Annotated in this window: 14 protein-coding genes; 4 read left to right on the forward strand and 10 right to left on the reverse strand. The window is 75.1% G+C overall.

Going from position 1 to position 14,555, the window contains the following annotated elements; translation table 11 throughout:
* Positions 1–10: 10 nt before the first annotated feature.
* The 9 genes from ACFY2K_RS31040 to ACFY2K_RS31080 all read right to left on the reverse strand — a co-directional run bounded on the left by ACFY2K_RS31040 (position 11) and on the right by ACFY2K_RS31080 (position 9,079).
* Positions 11–1,258 (reverse strand): aspartate aminotransferase family protein, encoded by a 1,248-nt coding sequence (locus tag ACFY2K_RS31040; protein ID WP_387715968.1) that lies wholly within the window; start codon positions 1,256–1,258, stop codon positions 11–13.
* On the reverse strand, positions 1,255–1,713 hold the full coding sequence (locus tag ACFY2K_RS31045) for a type II toxin-antitoxin system RatA family toxin (RefSeq protein ID WP_380526733.1): 459 nt from the start codon (positions 1,711–1,713) through the stop codon (positions 1,255–1,257). Before ACFY2K_RS31045 ends, ACFY2K_RS31040 begins: the two co-directional genes overlap by 4 nt.
* Entirely contained in the window at positions 1,700–2,914 is a 1,215-nt protein-coding gene (locus ACFY2K_RS31050; protein ID WP_387715971.1) for a GNAT family N-acetyltransferase, read from the reverse strand. The genes ACFY2K_RS31045 and ACFY2K_RS31050 overlap by 14 nt, the downstream gene beginning before the upstream one ends.
* Positions 2,911–4,044, reverse strand: a complete 1,134-nt coding sequence (locus tag ACFY2K_RS31055) for an acyl-CoA dehydrogenase family protein (RefSeq protein ID WP_380526737.1) — start codon at positions 4,042–4,044, stop codon at positions 2,911–2,913. Before ACFY2K_RS31055 ends, ACFY2K_RS31050 begins: the two co-directional genes overlap by 4 nt.
* Before the next feature lie 45 nt (positions 4,045–4,089).
* Entirely contained in the window at positions 4,090–5,133 is a 1,044-nt protein-coding gene (locus ACFY2K_RS31060) for a cytochrome P450 (RefSeq protein ID WP_380526739.1), read from the reverse strand.
* Positions 5,134–5,497: 364 nt separating this feature from the next.
* On the reverse strand, positions 5,498–5,977 hold the full coding sequence (locus tag ACFY2K_RS31065; protein ID WP_380526741.1) for a GerMN domain-containing protein: 480 nt from the start codon (positions 5,975–5,977) through the stop codon (positions 5,498–5,500).
* Positions 5,971–7,497 (reverse strand): ATP-binding protein, encoded by a 1,527-nt coding sequence (locus ACFY2K_RS31070; RefSeq protein ID WP_387715976.1) that lies wholly within the window; start codon positions 7,495–7,497, stop codon positions 5,971–5,973. Before ACFY2K_RS31070 ends, ACFY2K_RS31065 begins: the two co-directional genes overlap by 7 nt.
* Positions 7,498–7,690: 193 nt before the next feature.
* Positions 7,691–8,362 (reverse strand): C39 family peptidase, encoded by a 672-nt coding sequence (locus tag ACFY2K_RS31075; RefSeq protein ID WP_380526745.1) that lies wholly within the window; start codon positions 8,360–8,362, stop codon positions 7,691–7,693.
* Between the two features lie 87 nt (positions 8,363–8,449).
* Entirely contained in the window at positions 8,450–9,079 is a 630-nt protein-coding gene (locus ACFY2K_RS31080) for a TetR/AcrR family transcriptional regulator (RefSeq protein WP_380526747.1), read from the reverse strand.
* Between the two features lie 129 nt (positions 9,080–9,208).
* Here ACFY2K_RS31080 and ACFY2K_RS31085 point away from each other — a divergent pair, with 129 nt between their 5' ends.
* A complete protein-coding gene (locus tag ACFY2K_RS31085) occupies positions 9,209–10,246 on the forward strand; it encodes an aldo/keto reductase (protein ID WP_387715994.1) in 1,038 nt (345 codons plus the stop codon).
* 35 nt (positions 10,247–10,281) lie between these two features.
* Here the strand turns inward: ACFY2K_RS31085 and ACFY2K_RS31090 are convergent, their stop codons facing one another.
* Positions 10,282–11,199, reverse strand: coding sequence for a LysR family transcriptional regulator (locus tag ACFY2K_RS31090; protein ID WP_380644806.1), 918 nt, complete (start codon positions 11,197–11,199; stop codon positions 10,282–10,284).
* A 108-nt stretch (positions 11,200–11,307) separates the two neighbouring features.
* On the opposite strand from ACFY2K_RS31090, the gene ACFY2K_RS31095 reads away from it, so the two are divergent.
* The 3 genes from ACFY2K_RS31095 to ACFY2K_RS31105 all read left to right on the forward strand — a co-directional run bounded on the left by ACFY2K_RS31095 (position 11,308) and on the right by ACFY2K_RS31105 (position 14,427).
* Positions 11,308–12,351: a zinc-dependent alcohol dehydrogenase family protein gene (locus tag ACFY2K_RS31095; protein ID WP_380526750.1), complete on the forward strand. Its 1,044-nt coding sequence runs from the start codon at positions 11,308–11,310 to the stop codon at positions 12,349–12,351.
* 112 nt (positions 12,352–12,463) lie between these two features.
* Positions 12,464–13,468: an ROK family protein gene (locus ACFY2K_RS31100; RefSeq protein WP_387715982.1), complete on the forward strand. Its 1,005-nt coding sequence runs from the start codon at positions 12,464–12,466 to the stop codon at positions 13,466–13,468.
* On the forward strand, positions 13,465–14,427 hold the full coding sequence (locus ACFY2K_RS31105; protein ID WP_387715985.1) for a 1-phosphofructokinase family hexose kinase: 963 nt from the start codon (positions 13,465–13,467) through the stop codon (positions 14,425–14,427). Before ACFY2K_RS31100 ends, ACFY2K_RS31105 begins: the two co-directional genes overlap by 4 nt.
* Positions 14,428–14,555: the final 128 nt, after the last annotated feature.

Consider the following 14,555-nt stretch of genomic DNA (forward strand, 5'->3'; position numbering starts at 1 on the left):
GGTGCGGGGTTCATCGGGCGGCCACGGCGGTCAGGGCCTCGTCCAGGAGGCCGAGACCTTCGGCGAGCTCGGCCTCGGTGGCCACCAGCGGCGGCAGCAGCCGGATGGTGGTCGGGCGGCCCAGACAGGGTGAGACCAGCAGGCCACGGGCGGCGAGTTCGAGGACCGTCGCGCCCGCGTGGGCGGGCGTATCCAGCTCGACGCCGCGCAGCAGACCCCGCCCCCGCACCTCGCGCACCGTCTCCGGGTGGCGGGCGCGCAGGTGCTCCAGGCCGGAGTCCAGCAGGGCGGAGAGCACCCGGCCGTGCCCGGCCAGGCGGTCCATGGCCGCCAGCGCGGGCGGCAGGGCCGCACAGCTCAGCGGGTGTCCGCCGAAGGTCGCGGAGTGCAGGAACGGATCGGCTTCCAGCGGCGCGTACAGCCGCTCCGAGCTGACCAGTGCCGACAGCGGGACCACGCCGCCGCCGAGCGGCTTGCCCAGCAGCACGCCGTCCACCGGTAGGCCCTCGGCCAGCGCGAGCGAGGGCTCACCGCAGCGGCGCAGGCCGCACTGGATCTCGTCGGCGATCACCATCGCCCCGTGCTCGACCGCATCCGCGCACCACTGGCGCAGCACCTCCATCGGGAGCGGTACCGCACCGTTCTCCCCCTGGACCGGCTCGAACACCAGCGCGGCCACCGGTCCCGCCGCCAGCTCCCGGGCGAAGGCCCGCGCGTCCTGCGGGTCCAGGTGCGCCACCTCCACGGCGCAGCCGCGCAGGCCGACCCGGTAGAGCGGACTGTGCGTCAGGGCCAGGGCGCCGAGCGACTTCCCGTGGAAGCCGCCGCACACCGCGAGCACCCGCTCCCGGCCGGTCGCCAGTCGGGCCAGCTTGACGGCGACCTCCACCGCGTCCGAGCCGTTCAGCCCGAAGTGGACCTTCGGCAGGGCGTGCCCGAGGTGCGCCGCCAACCGGCCGGCCGCGTCGGCGGCCACGGGGTTGGCCAGGCTCCGGGTGGCGGTGGGCATGGCGTCCAGCTGCCGGTGGACGGCGGCGAGTACCTCGGGGTGCCGGTGGCCGAGCAGGGTGACGGCGTACGAGCCGAAGTCCAGCACCCGGCGCCCGTCGGACAGGGTCACCCTGGTGCCTTCGGCGGCCGTCTCGACCGCACCGCGCCCGGCGAAGCCACTGGTCAGCGCGAGCTTCCCGGACAGGTGCCGGCGCACTTGGTCGAACACCTCGGTCGCGGCGGTCGGCGTCATCGGGCCACGCGTCATCGGGCCACCACCGCGACCGGGACGAGCCGGGCGCGCAGTGCGGTCAGCATCTGCTCGGCGTTCTCCCGCAGGGCGTCGGCCGCGATCGGGTTGAGCATCTCCGCGAGCAGCGGGATGCCGATGTCGAAGTCGACACAGAGCTCCACCCGGCTGCCGCCGTCGGCCACCTCCCTGACCGCCCAGTGGCCGGAGAACTCGCCCAGGTCCCCGGTGAGTTGGCGGAAGTCGAACCGCCGGGCCGCCGGGTCGATCACCTCCGCCTCGGTCCACCGCAGCACCGATCCCTCCAGCCGCACCGACCACGCGGTGGTGCGGTGGCGTTCGTCGGTCCGCTCGACCACCACCACCTCGTCCACGCTCTCCATGCAGTGCTGGTACGACTCCACGTCCACCACCGCCGCCCAGACCAGCTCCGGCGGCGCGGCGATCGGCAGGTCCACCTCAACGTGCGGCACGGGACAACCCCTTCGGTTCAGGGAGGGACGGGGGGACGTGTTCGGCGTGCGGCCCGAGGGCCTTCGCCCTCGCGGCGGTCAGGGCCGGGGGCAGCATCCGGCGCAGCAGGGCCCGCCGCAGCGGATGGAGCTGCGTCATCGCGTACCACTGCTCGACGAGGTCGCAGCCGAGCTCGACCTTCGGCTGGTAGGCGGTCTGGGCGAACCGGATGTGGGTGCATCCCGAGTCGATGGCCAGCCGGATCGCCGCGTGGTGCACGGCGTGGTAGAGCCCGGCGTCGTGGGCGATCCGGTAGTCCAGGCCGATCCGGGCTCCGGTGGCGCCCGTCCCGGCGAACAGGCAGAGGAGGAAGGCCACCAGCCGCTCGCCCTCGAAGCAGGCCACCAGTCGGCGTCCGGCCGAGTGCCCGGTGTGGACGGCGGTCAGGAAGTCGGCGTCCAACACGTCCAGCCGTTGGTCGGCCCGGTCCATCACCTGTCGGTACAGCCCGAGCATCTCCGGCAGCAGGTACGCGAAGTCCTCCAGCACCTCGGTCCGCAGCCCGGGCCAGGCCGCCGCCCGGCGCAGTTTGCTGCGCGCGTTGCGCCGCGCCTTGGCGGGCAGGCGGGTCAGGTAGTCCTCGAACCCTCCCGGGCCCAGGCGGAGTTCGGTGTCCGGGAGGGCGGGCAGGAAGAAGAAGCCGGCGCCGGCCAGGGCGGGCCGCAGCGCCGCCAGTTCGACCGGCGCGAAGTCCTTGAACACCACCGTGCCGAGCCCCTCCCGGCGGGCCATCGCGAGCGCCCCGCCGACCAGCGCGTCCAGGGCCGGCGGCGGCAGCCGCCGGTCGGTCAGCAGGTGTCCCTGGCCGAGCAGGTGGCCGCAGAACAGCATCGGCACCGTCAGTGGGCCGGGGAGCAGGCGCCGCAGCGGAGCGAGGCGTCGTCGGCCGTCGGCCCCGAGCACCTCGTCCAGCCGCAGCCGCGGGAACAGGCTGACCGGCAGCACCGCGAGTGGCTCCGGCTCCGCGGGGGCGTCCTGACGGAGCACCAGGTGGGCGTACCCGTCCGGGCCGATCGCGGACGCCTCCATCGCGCGCAGCACGTCGCGCGACCACATCGGGTCGTCCGGCGGCGCCAGGCGCTCCCACAGGCCCTCCGGGAGCGCGTCGACGCCGCGCACCACCTCGACCCGGTAGCCGGCCGCGGCGCTCACGCCCGTCATCCGATCCGCAGCGGGCGGCCGTCGAGGTACTCGCGCAGCGGGCCGGCCATCCGGGCCCGGGCGGGCGGGTGGAAGCCGAGCGCCCCCGCCGCCGAGGCCAGGTAGCTGCCCTCGGCCGAGCCGACGAAGGCCATTCCGCCCAGGGCGGCCAGGCAGCCGCGGGTGGTGCGGGCGATGGCGTCCTCCGCCGCGTAGCGGGCCGCCAGCGCGGCCGCCAGCAGGCCGTCGTCCCAGGGCTGGTCCGGGTCCGCCATCGCGCGGGCCACCGACTCCACCGCGAGCATCGCGGCCTCCACCTCCACCAGGGGTCCGGTCGGGTCCTGCGGGGGGCCGCCGGGCTTGGTCAGCACCCGCTCCACCAGTGCGCTGGCCACGCCCAGGTAGCCGGCCGTCAGCAGCAACTCGAACCAGAGGAAGCCCGCCGTGTTGAGGTCGTCCGGTACCGCGTCGGCCGTGACCTCGGTGACCAGGACCATCTCCTGGTCCAGCTCGACCTCGGTCAGCACCACCTCCTCGCTCTCCGCGCCGGCCAGCACCGCGTTGCGCCAGAACGGCCGCACCTCGATGCCCGGGGTGGAGGCGGGGACCAGCGCGACGGCCAGCCGCTCGACGCCGTCCTGGTCCGCGAGCAGCACCGAGGCCGTCAGCAGGTCCATCGAACGGGAAAGGCTGCACGGCATCTTGCTGCCGTTCAGCACCACCTGCTCCCCTCGGCGACGGGCGGTGATGTGCGGTTTGAGGATGTTCTGGCCGGCCCGGCCCTCCGCGAAGGCGGAGGCCAGCAGCAGGCCGTCGGCGGCGATCGAGGCGAGCAACCGCTCCTCCGGAGCGCCCGGGGTGGCGGCGCGGACCAGTCCGGCCACCGAGAAGTGGTGCATCGTGGTGGCCACCGCCAGCGAGGGGCAGCGGGCCCCGACCGCACGCTGGACGCGCACCGCCTCCAGGGCGCTCACGCCCTTGCCGCCCAGGGCACGGGGTACCAGCAGGCCGGGGCCGCCGGCGGCACGGAACGCGCCGATCGCCGGGCTGGGGGCGCTCTCCAGGCGCTCCAGGGGCTGGGCCGCCAGGGCGGCGTCCAAGCCGGTCAGGTGGGTCTCCAGGGCGGCACGTTCGCGATGCAGGAAGCGCACGGGACCGGTTCCTCCGAGGGCTGTGGTCGGGACTGTGGGGGCGGGTCAGCCGGCCAGGGCCAGCGGGAGGCGGGTGAAGCCGCGCAGACCGTCGCAGGTGCGTCGGGTCGGCGGGCCGGACAGCGTCAGCCGCGGAAAGCGGTCGAGTAGTTGGCGCAGCAGGACGGATCCCTCCAGCCGGGCCAGCGCGGCGCCGACGCAGTAGTGCGCGCCGGCGCTGAAACCCAGCACCCGGCCGTCCGCCCGACCGACCGCGAAGGCGTCCGGATCCGCGAACACCTCGGGGTCCCGGTGTGCGGCCGCCATCACCGTGATGACGCTCGCTCCGGCCTGCAGGGGGACCCCGGCGACCTCCGTGGCCCGTGCCGTGATGCGTTCCGTCATCGGTACCGGGGCGTCCCAGCGCAGCGACTCCTCCAGCGCCGCCGGCACCAGGTCGGGGCGAGCCCGCAGCAGGGCCCACTGGTCGGGATGGCTGAGCAGGGCGTACACCGCCATCCCGAGCATCGCGACGGTGGTCTCGAAGCCGGCGGCGAACACCAGGACCAGCACGTCGACGAGTTCGTCGTCCGTCAGCCCGGCGCCGTCCGTCAGGGAGCCCGCGGCCAGGGCCGAGGCGAGGTCGTCGGCAGGCCGGAAACGGCGCTCGCGCAGCAGCCCGGCGAAGTACTCCCGCAACCCGCTCACCCCCCGGTCGGCCCGGGCCCAGTCCTCCGGGGTGCGGACGGGTTCCAGCAGCCGGGCGGCATCGTCACCGAGCAGGCTCAGGTCCTGCTGGTCCGCACGCGGCACGCCGATCAGCTCGCCGACCGTCGCGACCGGAAGGGGCGACGCGACCAACTCGTGGAAGTCGGCGACCGCGCCACCGGCGGCGGTCTCCGCGAAGGCGTCCAGCAGTTCGGTGCCGAGCTCCTCGACCCTGGCCCGCAGTGCCGCGACCCGACGGGCGCTCAGCTCCCGGGCCGCCAGTCGACGGAGTCGGTCATGGGCGGCGTGGTTGGTGGCCAGCATCGAGGAGTAGAAGAAGTCGGCGGCAGGGCGGCCGAGGGCATCCGGGATTTCCCGCTCGCACCACTCCCGGTCAGGCACCAGGAAATCCGGACCGGCGAGAACGGACTGGCATCCCGCGAAAGTGGTCAGGAAATGGGAGCCGATCGTCGCACTATAATAAACCGGCGCCAGCTCTCGAAGTCCAGCCAGGGCCGGGTAGGGATTCTCCCTGCCCTCCGGGGTAAAAACCGATAAAAGGATCGCCTCTGGATTCAACGGTTCGGCCTTTTGTCCGATCGACGGAAAGACGGTTCCTGTCGCTCTTTCCACGGTGCCCGTGCAGTGTATATCGGAGATTCCGAAACTCGCCCGAACCGGGCCATTCCAAAAGTTCGTGACCGTATGTCAGAGCCCGTTCCGAACCGGTCCCGGCCCTCGTGCCCCCGGTCCGACGCCCCCTCGCTCAGCCGGTGCGGTGCAGGTCGCACTGCTGCTGGATGGCCGAGGGGGCGTCGCTGCTGACGATGGCGACCCTCGGCACCGGGCCGGCGGTGGGGGCGTCCTCGGTGGTGCAGACGAGCTGCTGGATGGCGGGGGCGGACAGCGAGGCGGCGGGCCAGGAGAGCCGCAGGGTGACCACGCCGGGGGTGGCGGTGGCCTGGACCCGGCCGTCCTTGGGGAGGTCGCTGTACAGCCCGGTGCGCCGTTCGGTCGGGTCGGGCCCGGCCAGCAGGGTGTCCAGGGTCTGCTGGAGGTCCTCGCGCTCGGCGCTCGGCCGGATGGCGGGCCGGATGCCGTGCTGGTCGAGGAAGTACAGCCGGGTGCCGGGCTGGACGCCGGTGGCCGGCTGGCCGCTGCGGACCGAGCCGGTGGTGGAGATGGAGCAGCCGCCGGTCAGCAGCAGGACCGCGGCCAGCGGGACGAGTCGGCGGAGGGTCACCATTCCTCCTCCCCGTCCAGTCCGCGGGGCAGGACGAGGGTGAACACCGCTCCGCCGTCCGGCACGTTGGCGGCCTCGATGAGGCCGCCGTGCAGCCGGGCGTTCTCCTGGGCGATGGCCAGGCCCAGGCCGCTGCCCTCGGAGCGGGCCCGGGACTTGTCGGCCTTGTAGAACCGGTCGAACAGGTGCGGGAGTTCGGTGGGCGGGATGCCCGGACCGTGGTCGGTGACGGTGAGCACCAGTTCCTCCTCGCTGCCCCGCAGGGCGAGCCGCACCGGCGGGCGGCCGTGGCGCAGGGCGTTGCCGACCAGGTTGGCGACGACGACGTCGAAGCGGCGCGGGTCGAGCCGGACGGGCAGGGCGGCGGGCAGGTCGAGGTCGACCTGCTCGCCCCAGCCGCGCAGGTCGAGGGTCTCGCGCACGGCGGTGGCGGCGTCGACGGTCTCGGTGCGCAGCGGGGCGGCCCCGGCGTCCAGCCGGGAGATCTCGATCAGGTCGTTGACCAGCCTGGTCAGTCGTACGGTCTCGTTGCTGATCATGCGCAGTGCGGTGGCGGTGTCGGCGGGCAGCTGTTCGGCGTCCTCGTCGAGGATGTCGGTGACGGCGAGCATCGCGGCCAGCGGGGTGCGCAGTTCGTGCGAGACGTCGGCGGCGAAGCGCCGGCCCTGGGACTCGATGGCGCGCAGTTCCTCGATGGTGCCCTGGAGGGTGCGGGCGGTGTGGTTGAAGGTCTTGGAGAGCTGGGCGAGTTCGTCGTGCCCGGTGACGGTCAGCCGGGTGTCCAGCCGGCCCTGGGCCAGGGCCCGGGCGGCGTCGCCGAGCGCCCGGACCGGCCGCAGCACCTGGCGGGCGGCCAGCAGGGCGAGTCCGGCGGCCAGCACGGCGGCGAAGGCCCCGGCCCCGGCGGCGCCGGCGAGCAGGGCGGAGGCGGCGCTCTGCTCGCGGTCGAGGGGGAGCAGGGCGTAGACGGTGAGCCCGGACGCCCCGGCGGGGCCGCCCTTCGCGTAGCTGACGGGGACGCCGACGGCGAGCCAGGGGTGGCCGTCGGCGGCGAAGCGCTGGAACGCGGCGTGGCCGGTGTCGACGGTGTGCTGGAGGGCCGGCGGGACGGCCACGGGCTGGGTCCACTCCGAGTGCTCGGCACCGTAGGAGGCCAGCACCCGCCAGTCGCGGAAGCCGCCGGTGCCCGACAACTGGGCGGCCAGGCGGTCGAGTTCGCCCTGGGTGGGCGGGAAGGGCAGGGCCGGGGCGAGCACGTCGACGCGGCGGCGCAGCTCGTCCAGGGCGGTGTCCTTGGTCAGGTCGAGGGTGGAGGTGGTGGCGGCCCGGTAGGTGAGGGTGGCGGTGGCCAGCGCGCTCAGGGCGGCGACGGCGACGAAGGCCACCAGCAGGCGTGGCCGCAGCCCGGCGACGGCGCGGCGCAGCCGGACCAGCCGCGGCGGGTGCGGGCCCGGGCGCGGCGGCGGGTCGTCGGACGGTCGGGGCGCGGCGGCCGGTGCGGGGTCCGGGGCGGCGGCGCTCACCGCGGCCCGAAGCAGCCGCAGCGCGGGCCGCGCGCCGGGGCCGCGGGTGCGGAGTCGTCGTCCTCGAACAGGAATAGCCGTGCCATGGGAGTCAGTATCGGGGGTTGACCTGGGGCAATGCGCCACGGGGGCGGTTCGGGGGCGGGTTCTTGCCAAAAACTCATACATCGCTCACAGGCTGCGCGGGCGCCGGTCAGTCGATGACCACCGCCATCTGCCCGTAGGTGGCGTACCCGTCGGCGAAGGACTCCTCGGACACGGTCGTCCGGCCGCGGGCGGGGTCGTTGACCGACACCCTGCCGTTGCCGAACCCGGTGACCACGACGGTGTGCTCGGCCGGCCCGGCGTACAGCACGCTCCGGCCGTCGTAGGCCGTGTAGGTGGTGCTCCGGAGGCGCCGCCAGTGGTAGTCCACCCAGACGATCGCCGGGTGGCCGGCGGCCAGCTGGTCCTTGAGCTGCTGGACGGAGACGCCCGAGCCGTCCTGGCGCACGGTGAGCCCGTACGAGCGGGCGGCGGCGACGACGGGCGGGGAGTAGACGCCGAAGCCGGTGCCGGCCGACTCCGAGCCGTCCGGGTCGCCGACGAAGGCTACGTAGGGGTCGCCGGACAGCGGGCCGGAGTGGCCGAACTCGGGGTGCTCCCGGTCGACGCCGATCCGGTCGAGGATCTGCTGGTCGTCGGCGCTCACGCCGCGGGCGGCGAGGAGCATGCGCAGCGCGGCCGCCTCGCAGTCGTCGTTGAGCTGCTGGTCGTAGTAGGGCACGGACACGGACGCGGGGGCGGCCGAAGCGGGGCTTGCGCCCGCCGCCAGGGTTGCGGTGGCCAGGACGGCGAGCAGGGAGGCTCGTACGGTGATCGTCATGGCCATGACGCTACGAAGGATGGTTGCGTTCCGCAGTCGCTGACCGGCAACCAGGTGACGTAACGCAGCTGCTCCCGATCGGCCGTCTCAGCTCGCGGCCCGTCGGTACGCCCCCGCCCGGGCGGCGGCCTCGGCAGCGGCCGCTGCCCGGTCGGCGGCCGCCTCGTCGAGCGGTTCGGCGGTGGTGAGCATCCGGTAGTAGAGCGGCGCCGAGACGGCCCGGATCACCTCCAACGGGTCGGTGTCGGCCGGGAGTTCGCCGCGCTCGACGGCCTCGGTCACGCACGGCGCCCACTCCTCGACCCGGCGCCGGTAGAAGTGCCGCAGCGCCTCGGCGGTGCCCGGGTCGCCGTTGGCGGCCACCAGGACGGCGCGGAACAGCGCGCCCTGCCGGGGGTCGGCCAGGGTGCGCCGGACCAGTCGGGCGTTGGCCCGCAGGTCCTCGGCGAGCGAGCCGCTGCGGGTGCGCGGCAGCGACTGCTCGGCCATGTCGGCGAGCAGGTCGGCGACCAGGGCGGTGGTGCTGCCCCAGCGCCGGTAGACGGTGGTGCGGCCGACCTCGGCGCGCTGGGCGAGGTCGCCGAGGTCGAGGCCGGCGAAGCCGTGCTCGACCAGGGCGTCCTCGGCGGCCCGCAGGACGGCGGCGCGGACCCGGGCGGTGCGGCCGCCGGGGCGGACGGTGCCGGGGGTGGAGGGCGTGTCGGGCTCGTCGACCATTAACGGGATTCCTGTTCCATTAGTTGGGTGGAGTCTGCTAGCTTCGAGACATCCTAACGGAACGGGAGTCCCATTAGTGGCTCCGAGGGGAGAACCGTCATGACGACCACCACCACGGCACCCACCGGCATGGAGTACCGCCGCCTCGGCGCCTCCGGCCTCAAGGTCCCCGCCCTCAGCCTCGGCACCGGCACCTTCGGCGGCCGCGGCCCGCTGTTCGGCGCCTGGGGCAGCACCGACGTCCAGCAGGCCCGCCGCCTGCTCGACATCGCCCTCGACGCCGGGGTCACCCTCTTCGACACCGCCGACGTCTACTCCGACGGCGCCGCCGAGGAGGTGCTCGGCGAGGCCCTGCGCGGCCGCCGCGACCAGGTGCTGATCTCCACCAAGGCGGGCCTGCCGCTCGGCGACGGCCCCCAGGACGCCGGCACCTCCCGGGCCCGGCTTCTGCGCTCCGTCGAGGACGCGCTGCGCCGCCTCCGCACCGACCACCTCGACCTCTTCCAGCTGCACGCCTACGACGCCGCCACCCCGATCGAGGAGGTGCTGGCCACCCTGGAGGACCTGGTCCGCGCGGGCAAGATCCGCTACACCGGCGTCTCCAACTTCTCCGGCTGGCAGCTGATGAAGTCCCTCGACCTGGCCGAGCGCCACGGCCGCCCCCGCTACGCGGCCCACCAGGTCTACTACTCCCTGGTCGGCCGGGACTACGAGTGGGAGCTGATGCCGCTCGCCGAGCAGGAGGGCGTCGGCGCCCTGGTCTGGAGCCCGCTCGGCTGGGGCCGCCTCACCGGCCGGATCCGCCGCGGCGAGCCGCTTCCGGCCGGCAGCCGGCTGCACGACACCGCCGACTACGGCCCGCCGGTCGAGGAGGACCTGCTGTTCCGGGTGGTCGACGCCCTGGACGAGGTCGCCGCCGAGACCGGCCGCAGCGTCCCCCAGATCGCGATCAACTGGCTGCTACGCCGCCCGACCGTCTCCTCCGTGATCATCGGCGCCCGCAACGAGGAGCAGCTGCGGCAGAACCTCGGCGCCGTGGGCTGGTCGCTGACCCCGGAGCAGGTCGCCCGGCTGGACGCCGCCAGTGCCCGTACCGCGCCCTACCCGTACTTCCCGTACCGCCGGCAGGAGGCCTTCGCCCGCCTCAATCCGCCGCTCGCGGGCTGACCCCGTCGAGGCGGCTCTCCGGCGCCCCGCGGTGGTCAGCCTAGCCGGTCGGCGGCTTCGAGGCAGGCGGCGACCGTCGGCTGGTGGGCCGTGCCCTGGCGGACCGCGGTCTCGATCGTGCGGGTGAGCGTGGCGTCCGACACCGGTCGTACGGTCAGCGTCGGCGGGAGGCGGTCGGCGGCGATCCGGGGGATCAGCACGGTGTGGCCGCCGCTCGCGGCGAGGGCGGTCATGGCGGCGAAGTCGGTGCAGGTGTGCCGCACCCGCGGGGTGAAGCCGGCCGAGCGGCAGGCCTGGAGGACGGCGTCCCCGCAGGGGGTCTGCGGCGGGGCGGTGATCCACGAGGTGTCCGCGAGCTCCCGCAGGTCGACCGGCGCCCCCGCGCCGCCCGCGGTCGTCGCCGGGCCGGCGGCCGGGTGGTCGGCCCGCACCACCGCGACCAGCGGATCGGTCCGCAGGGTGCGGGTCTCGATGCCGGGGTACGGGGGCGCGGCGAGGTTGGTGTAGCGGTAGACGAGCGCGACGTCGGCGCGGCGCTGGAGCAGCAGCCGTACGGCGGCCTCGGGTTCGGCCTCGGTGATGTGCACCTCCAGGCCGCGGTGGGCGCGCTCCAGGGCCTCGCCCAGCGGGGCCGCGACCGGGACCAGGGCGCTCGGGAAGCAGGCCAGGTGCACCGGGCCGGTCGGTTCCCCGGCGCCGGTGCGCAGCCGCTCCCCGGCCTCGTCGAGCGCCGCGAGCACCGCCCCGGTGTCCGCAGCCAGCCGGTGCCCGGCCGCGGTGAGGTGGACGGAGCGTCCGGTGCGCTCCAGCAGGGCGGTGCCGGCCTCCTCCTCCAGCAGCCGCAGCTGCTGGGAGACGGCGGAGGGCGTGACGCGGTGGAGTTCGGCCACGGCGGTCACCGTGCCGTGCGCCTCCAGGTCGCGCAGGAGGACGAGCCGTCGGACATCGAGCATCAGTCCAGCTTAAGGGCCTGCTGTAGGAGATGTAGCTGGACGCAGGGGCGTGCGGACGGCGAACCTGACGGCCCGACCCCAGTCCCCGAGCAGTACGGGAGTGTCTTCGTGCGCGCCACCGTGATCCACGGCCCCAACGACATCCGGATCGAGGAGGTGCCCGACCCGGTGGTCCGGCGGCCCACCGACGCGGTGGTGCGGGTGGTCAACGCCTGCATCTGCGGCAGCGACCTGTGGGCGTACCGGGGCGTCGCCGCCCGGGTCCCCGGGCAGCGGATCGGGCACGAGTTCCTCGGCGTCGTCGAGGCGGTCGGCCCCGAGGTGACCGGCTTCGCGCCGGGCGACTTCGTGCTCGCCCCGTTCGTCTGGTCGGACGGCACCTGCGGGTTCTGCCGCGAGGGCCTGCACACCTCCTGCCCCGAGGGCGGCTTCTGGGGGTCGGTCGGCTCCGACGGGGGCCAGGGCGAGGCGGTGCGGGTGCCGTTCGCCGACGGGACGCTGGTGAAGCTCCCGAAGGAGGCCGCCGGTGAGGAGAAGCTGCTGCCCGGCCTGCTCGCCCTCTCCGACGTGATGAGCACCGGCCACCACGCCGCGGTCTCCGCCCGGGTCCGCCCCGGTGCCACCGTCGCCGTGGTCGGCGACGGCGCGGTCGGCCTGTGCGGCGTGCTCGCCGCCCACCGACTGGGCGCCGGGCGGATCATCGCGCTCGGCCGACACGAGCGGCGCACCGCGATCGCCCGCGACTTCGGCGCCACCGACGTCGTCGCCGAGCGCGGCGAGGCCGCGGTCGAGGCCGTCCGGGAGCTGACCGGCGGACTCGGCGCGCACGCCGTGCTGGAGGCCGTCGGCACCGAGGAGTCGATGCGGACGGCCCTCTCCATCACCCGCGACGGCGGCACGGTCGGCTACGTCGGCGTGCCGCACGGCGGCTCGGCCGGCGTGGACATCTCGCAGATGTTCGACCGGAACGTCTCGCTGGCCGGCGGCGTCGCCCCGGCCCGCGCCTACATCCCCGAACTGCTCCCGGACGTGCTCTCCGGCGCCATCGACCCCGGCGCGGTCTTCGACCGCACCGTGGACCTCGACGGCGTCCCGGACGGCTACCGGGCGATGGACGACCGTACAGCGCTCAAGGTCCGCATCGCGTTCTGACCGCCGCTGGCCGTGGTCGGCGTCGCGACTGCCCTCTTGTTCAAAGTTGATCGACTGCCCTATCTTTTGCTCAGCTTCAAGCAACTCATTGCAGATTCGAGCAGGGGGATCGATGGCCCACGTCGCCGCCGAGAACGTCATCGCCCTGGACATCGGCGGCACCGAGATCAAGGGCGCCGTGGTGGCGGAGGACGGCACGGTCCTGCGCAGTGAGCGCCGGCCCACCCGGCCCGCCCGGAGCGGTGGCGCGGTCATCGACACCGTGCTCGACTGCGCCGCCGAACTCGCGGAACTCGCCCGGCGGGCCGGAGCCCCGCCCCGGGCCGTCGGCGTCGTCGCGCCCGGCCTGGTCGACGAGAGCGCGGGCACGGTGGTCAAGGCGGTCAACCTCGACTGGCACGACATCCCGCTCCGCCACCAGGTGGCCGAACACCTCGGCCTCCCGGTCGCGTTCGGCCACGACGTCCGGGCCGGCGGCCTCGCCGAGGCCCGCCTCGGCGCCGGGCGCGGCAGCGACTCCTTCGTCTTCGTCCCCGTCGGCACGGGCATCGCCGCCGCCGTGATGACCGGCGGCCGCGCCCAGGGCGGCGCGCGCGGGATCGCGGGCGAACTCGGCCACCTGGTCGTACGGCCCGGCGGCGAGCGCTGTGCCTGCGGCGGCCGGGGCTGCCTGGAGACCGTCGCCTCGGCCTCCGCGATCGCCCGCCGGCACGCCCGGCTCACCGGCACCCCGGACCTCGGCGCCGAGGACGTGCACCGGCGGGCGAACGCCGGCGAGCCCGTCGCCGCCCAGGTCTGGGCCGAGGCGGTGGCGGCCCTCGCCGACGGCCTGGCCGCCACCGTCACCCTGCTCGACCCGGAGCGGATCGTGATCGGCGGCGGCCTCGCCCGGGCCGGGGCGGACCTCCTCGCCCCGCTGGCCACGGCACTCGCCGAGCGGTTGGCCTTCCGCACCCCGCCCCGGCTGGTCGCCGCCGAACACGGCCGCAGCGCGGGCTGCCTCGGCGCGGCCCTGCTGGCCCGGGACCTGCTGGCCCGGGACTTGCTGGTGGCCGGGGGCCCGTCGGCCGGGGACCCGTTCGTCCAAGCCCCGTCGCCCGTCGGAGGCACGCCGTGATCCTCACCGTCACCCTCAACACCGCCGTGGACGTCACCTACCGCCTCGACCGGGTGGCCCGGCACGGCAGCAACCGGGTCGGGGCCGTCACCGAACGGGCCGGCGGCAAGGGCGTCAACGTCGCCCGGGTGCTCGCCGCGCTCGGTCACGACACCGTGGTCACCGGCCTGGTCGGCGGCGCCACCGGGCAGGCCCTGCGGGCCGACCTCGCCGCCGCCGGACTGCGCGACGCACTCCAACCGATCGCGGGCCCCACCCGGCGCACCGTCGCCGTGGTCGAGGACGCCACCGGAGACGCGACCGTCTACCTGGAACCCGGCCCCACCGTCACCGCCGAGGAATGGTCCGACTTCACCGTCCGCTACCGCCGACTGCTGCGCACCGCCCGGGCCGTCGTCCTGTCCGGCTCGCTGCCCGGCGGCGTGCCACCGGACGCCTACGGACAGCTGGTCGCCCTCGCCGCCGAGGCGCGGGTGCCCGCCGTCCTCGACGCCGAGGGGCCCGCCCTGCTCGCCGGACTGGCCGCCGGCCCCGCCCTGGTCAAGCCCAACGCGGCCGAACTCGCCGCGACGGTGGGCCCGGTGGACCCCCTCACCGGCGCCCGGCTGCTGCGCGCCGCCGGAGCCCGCGCCGTGGTCGTCTCCCTCGGCCCCGGCGGGCTGCTCGCCAGCACACCGGAGGGCGACTGGCGCGCCCGCCCGCCCGAGGACGCGCGCGGCAACCCGACCGGCGCCGGCGACTCGGCGGTCGCCGCCCTCACCGCGGGCCTGGTCGCCGCAACCCCGTGGCCGGAGCGGCTGGCCGAGGCCGTCGCCCTCTCCGCGGCGACCGTGCTGGCCCCGCTCGCCGGCAGCTTCGACCCGGCGGACCACCGGCGACTGCTCCCCCTCGTCCGGGTCCACCCGGTCCATCCGGCCGTACCGGGCTCCGCCCCGCGAGGAGAACCGCACCCCTCGTGACCCGGCGGGTCCGTCGGTGAATCGGCTGCGCCACCCTAGTGTCCTGAGTCCTTGATCCGTCGGATGTATCCAGCGAGGGATTCGAGGATCTGGTCAGCGGTTTTGGTCCAGACGTAGGGCCGGGGGTC

This window comes from Kitasatospora sp. NPDC001309, from assembly GCF_042896295.1.
Taxonomy (GTDB): Bacteria; Actinomycetota; Actinomycetes; order Streptomycetales; family Streptomycetaceae; genus Kitasatospora.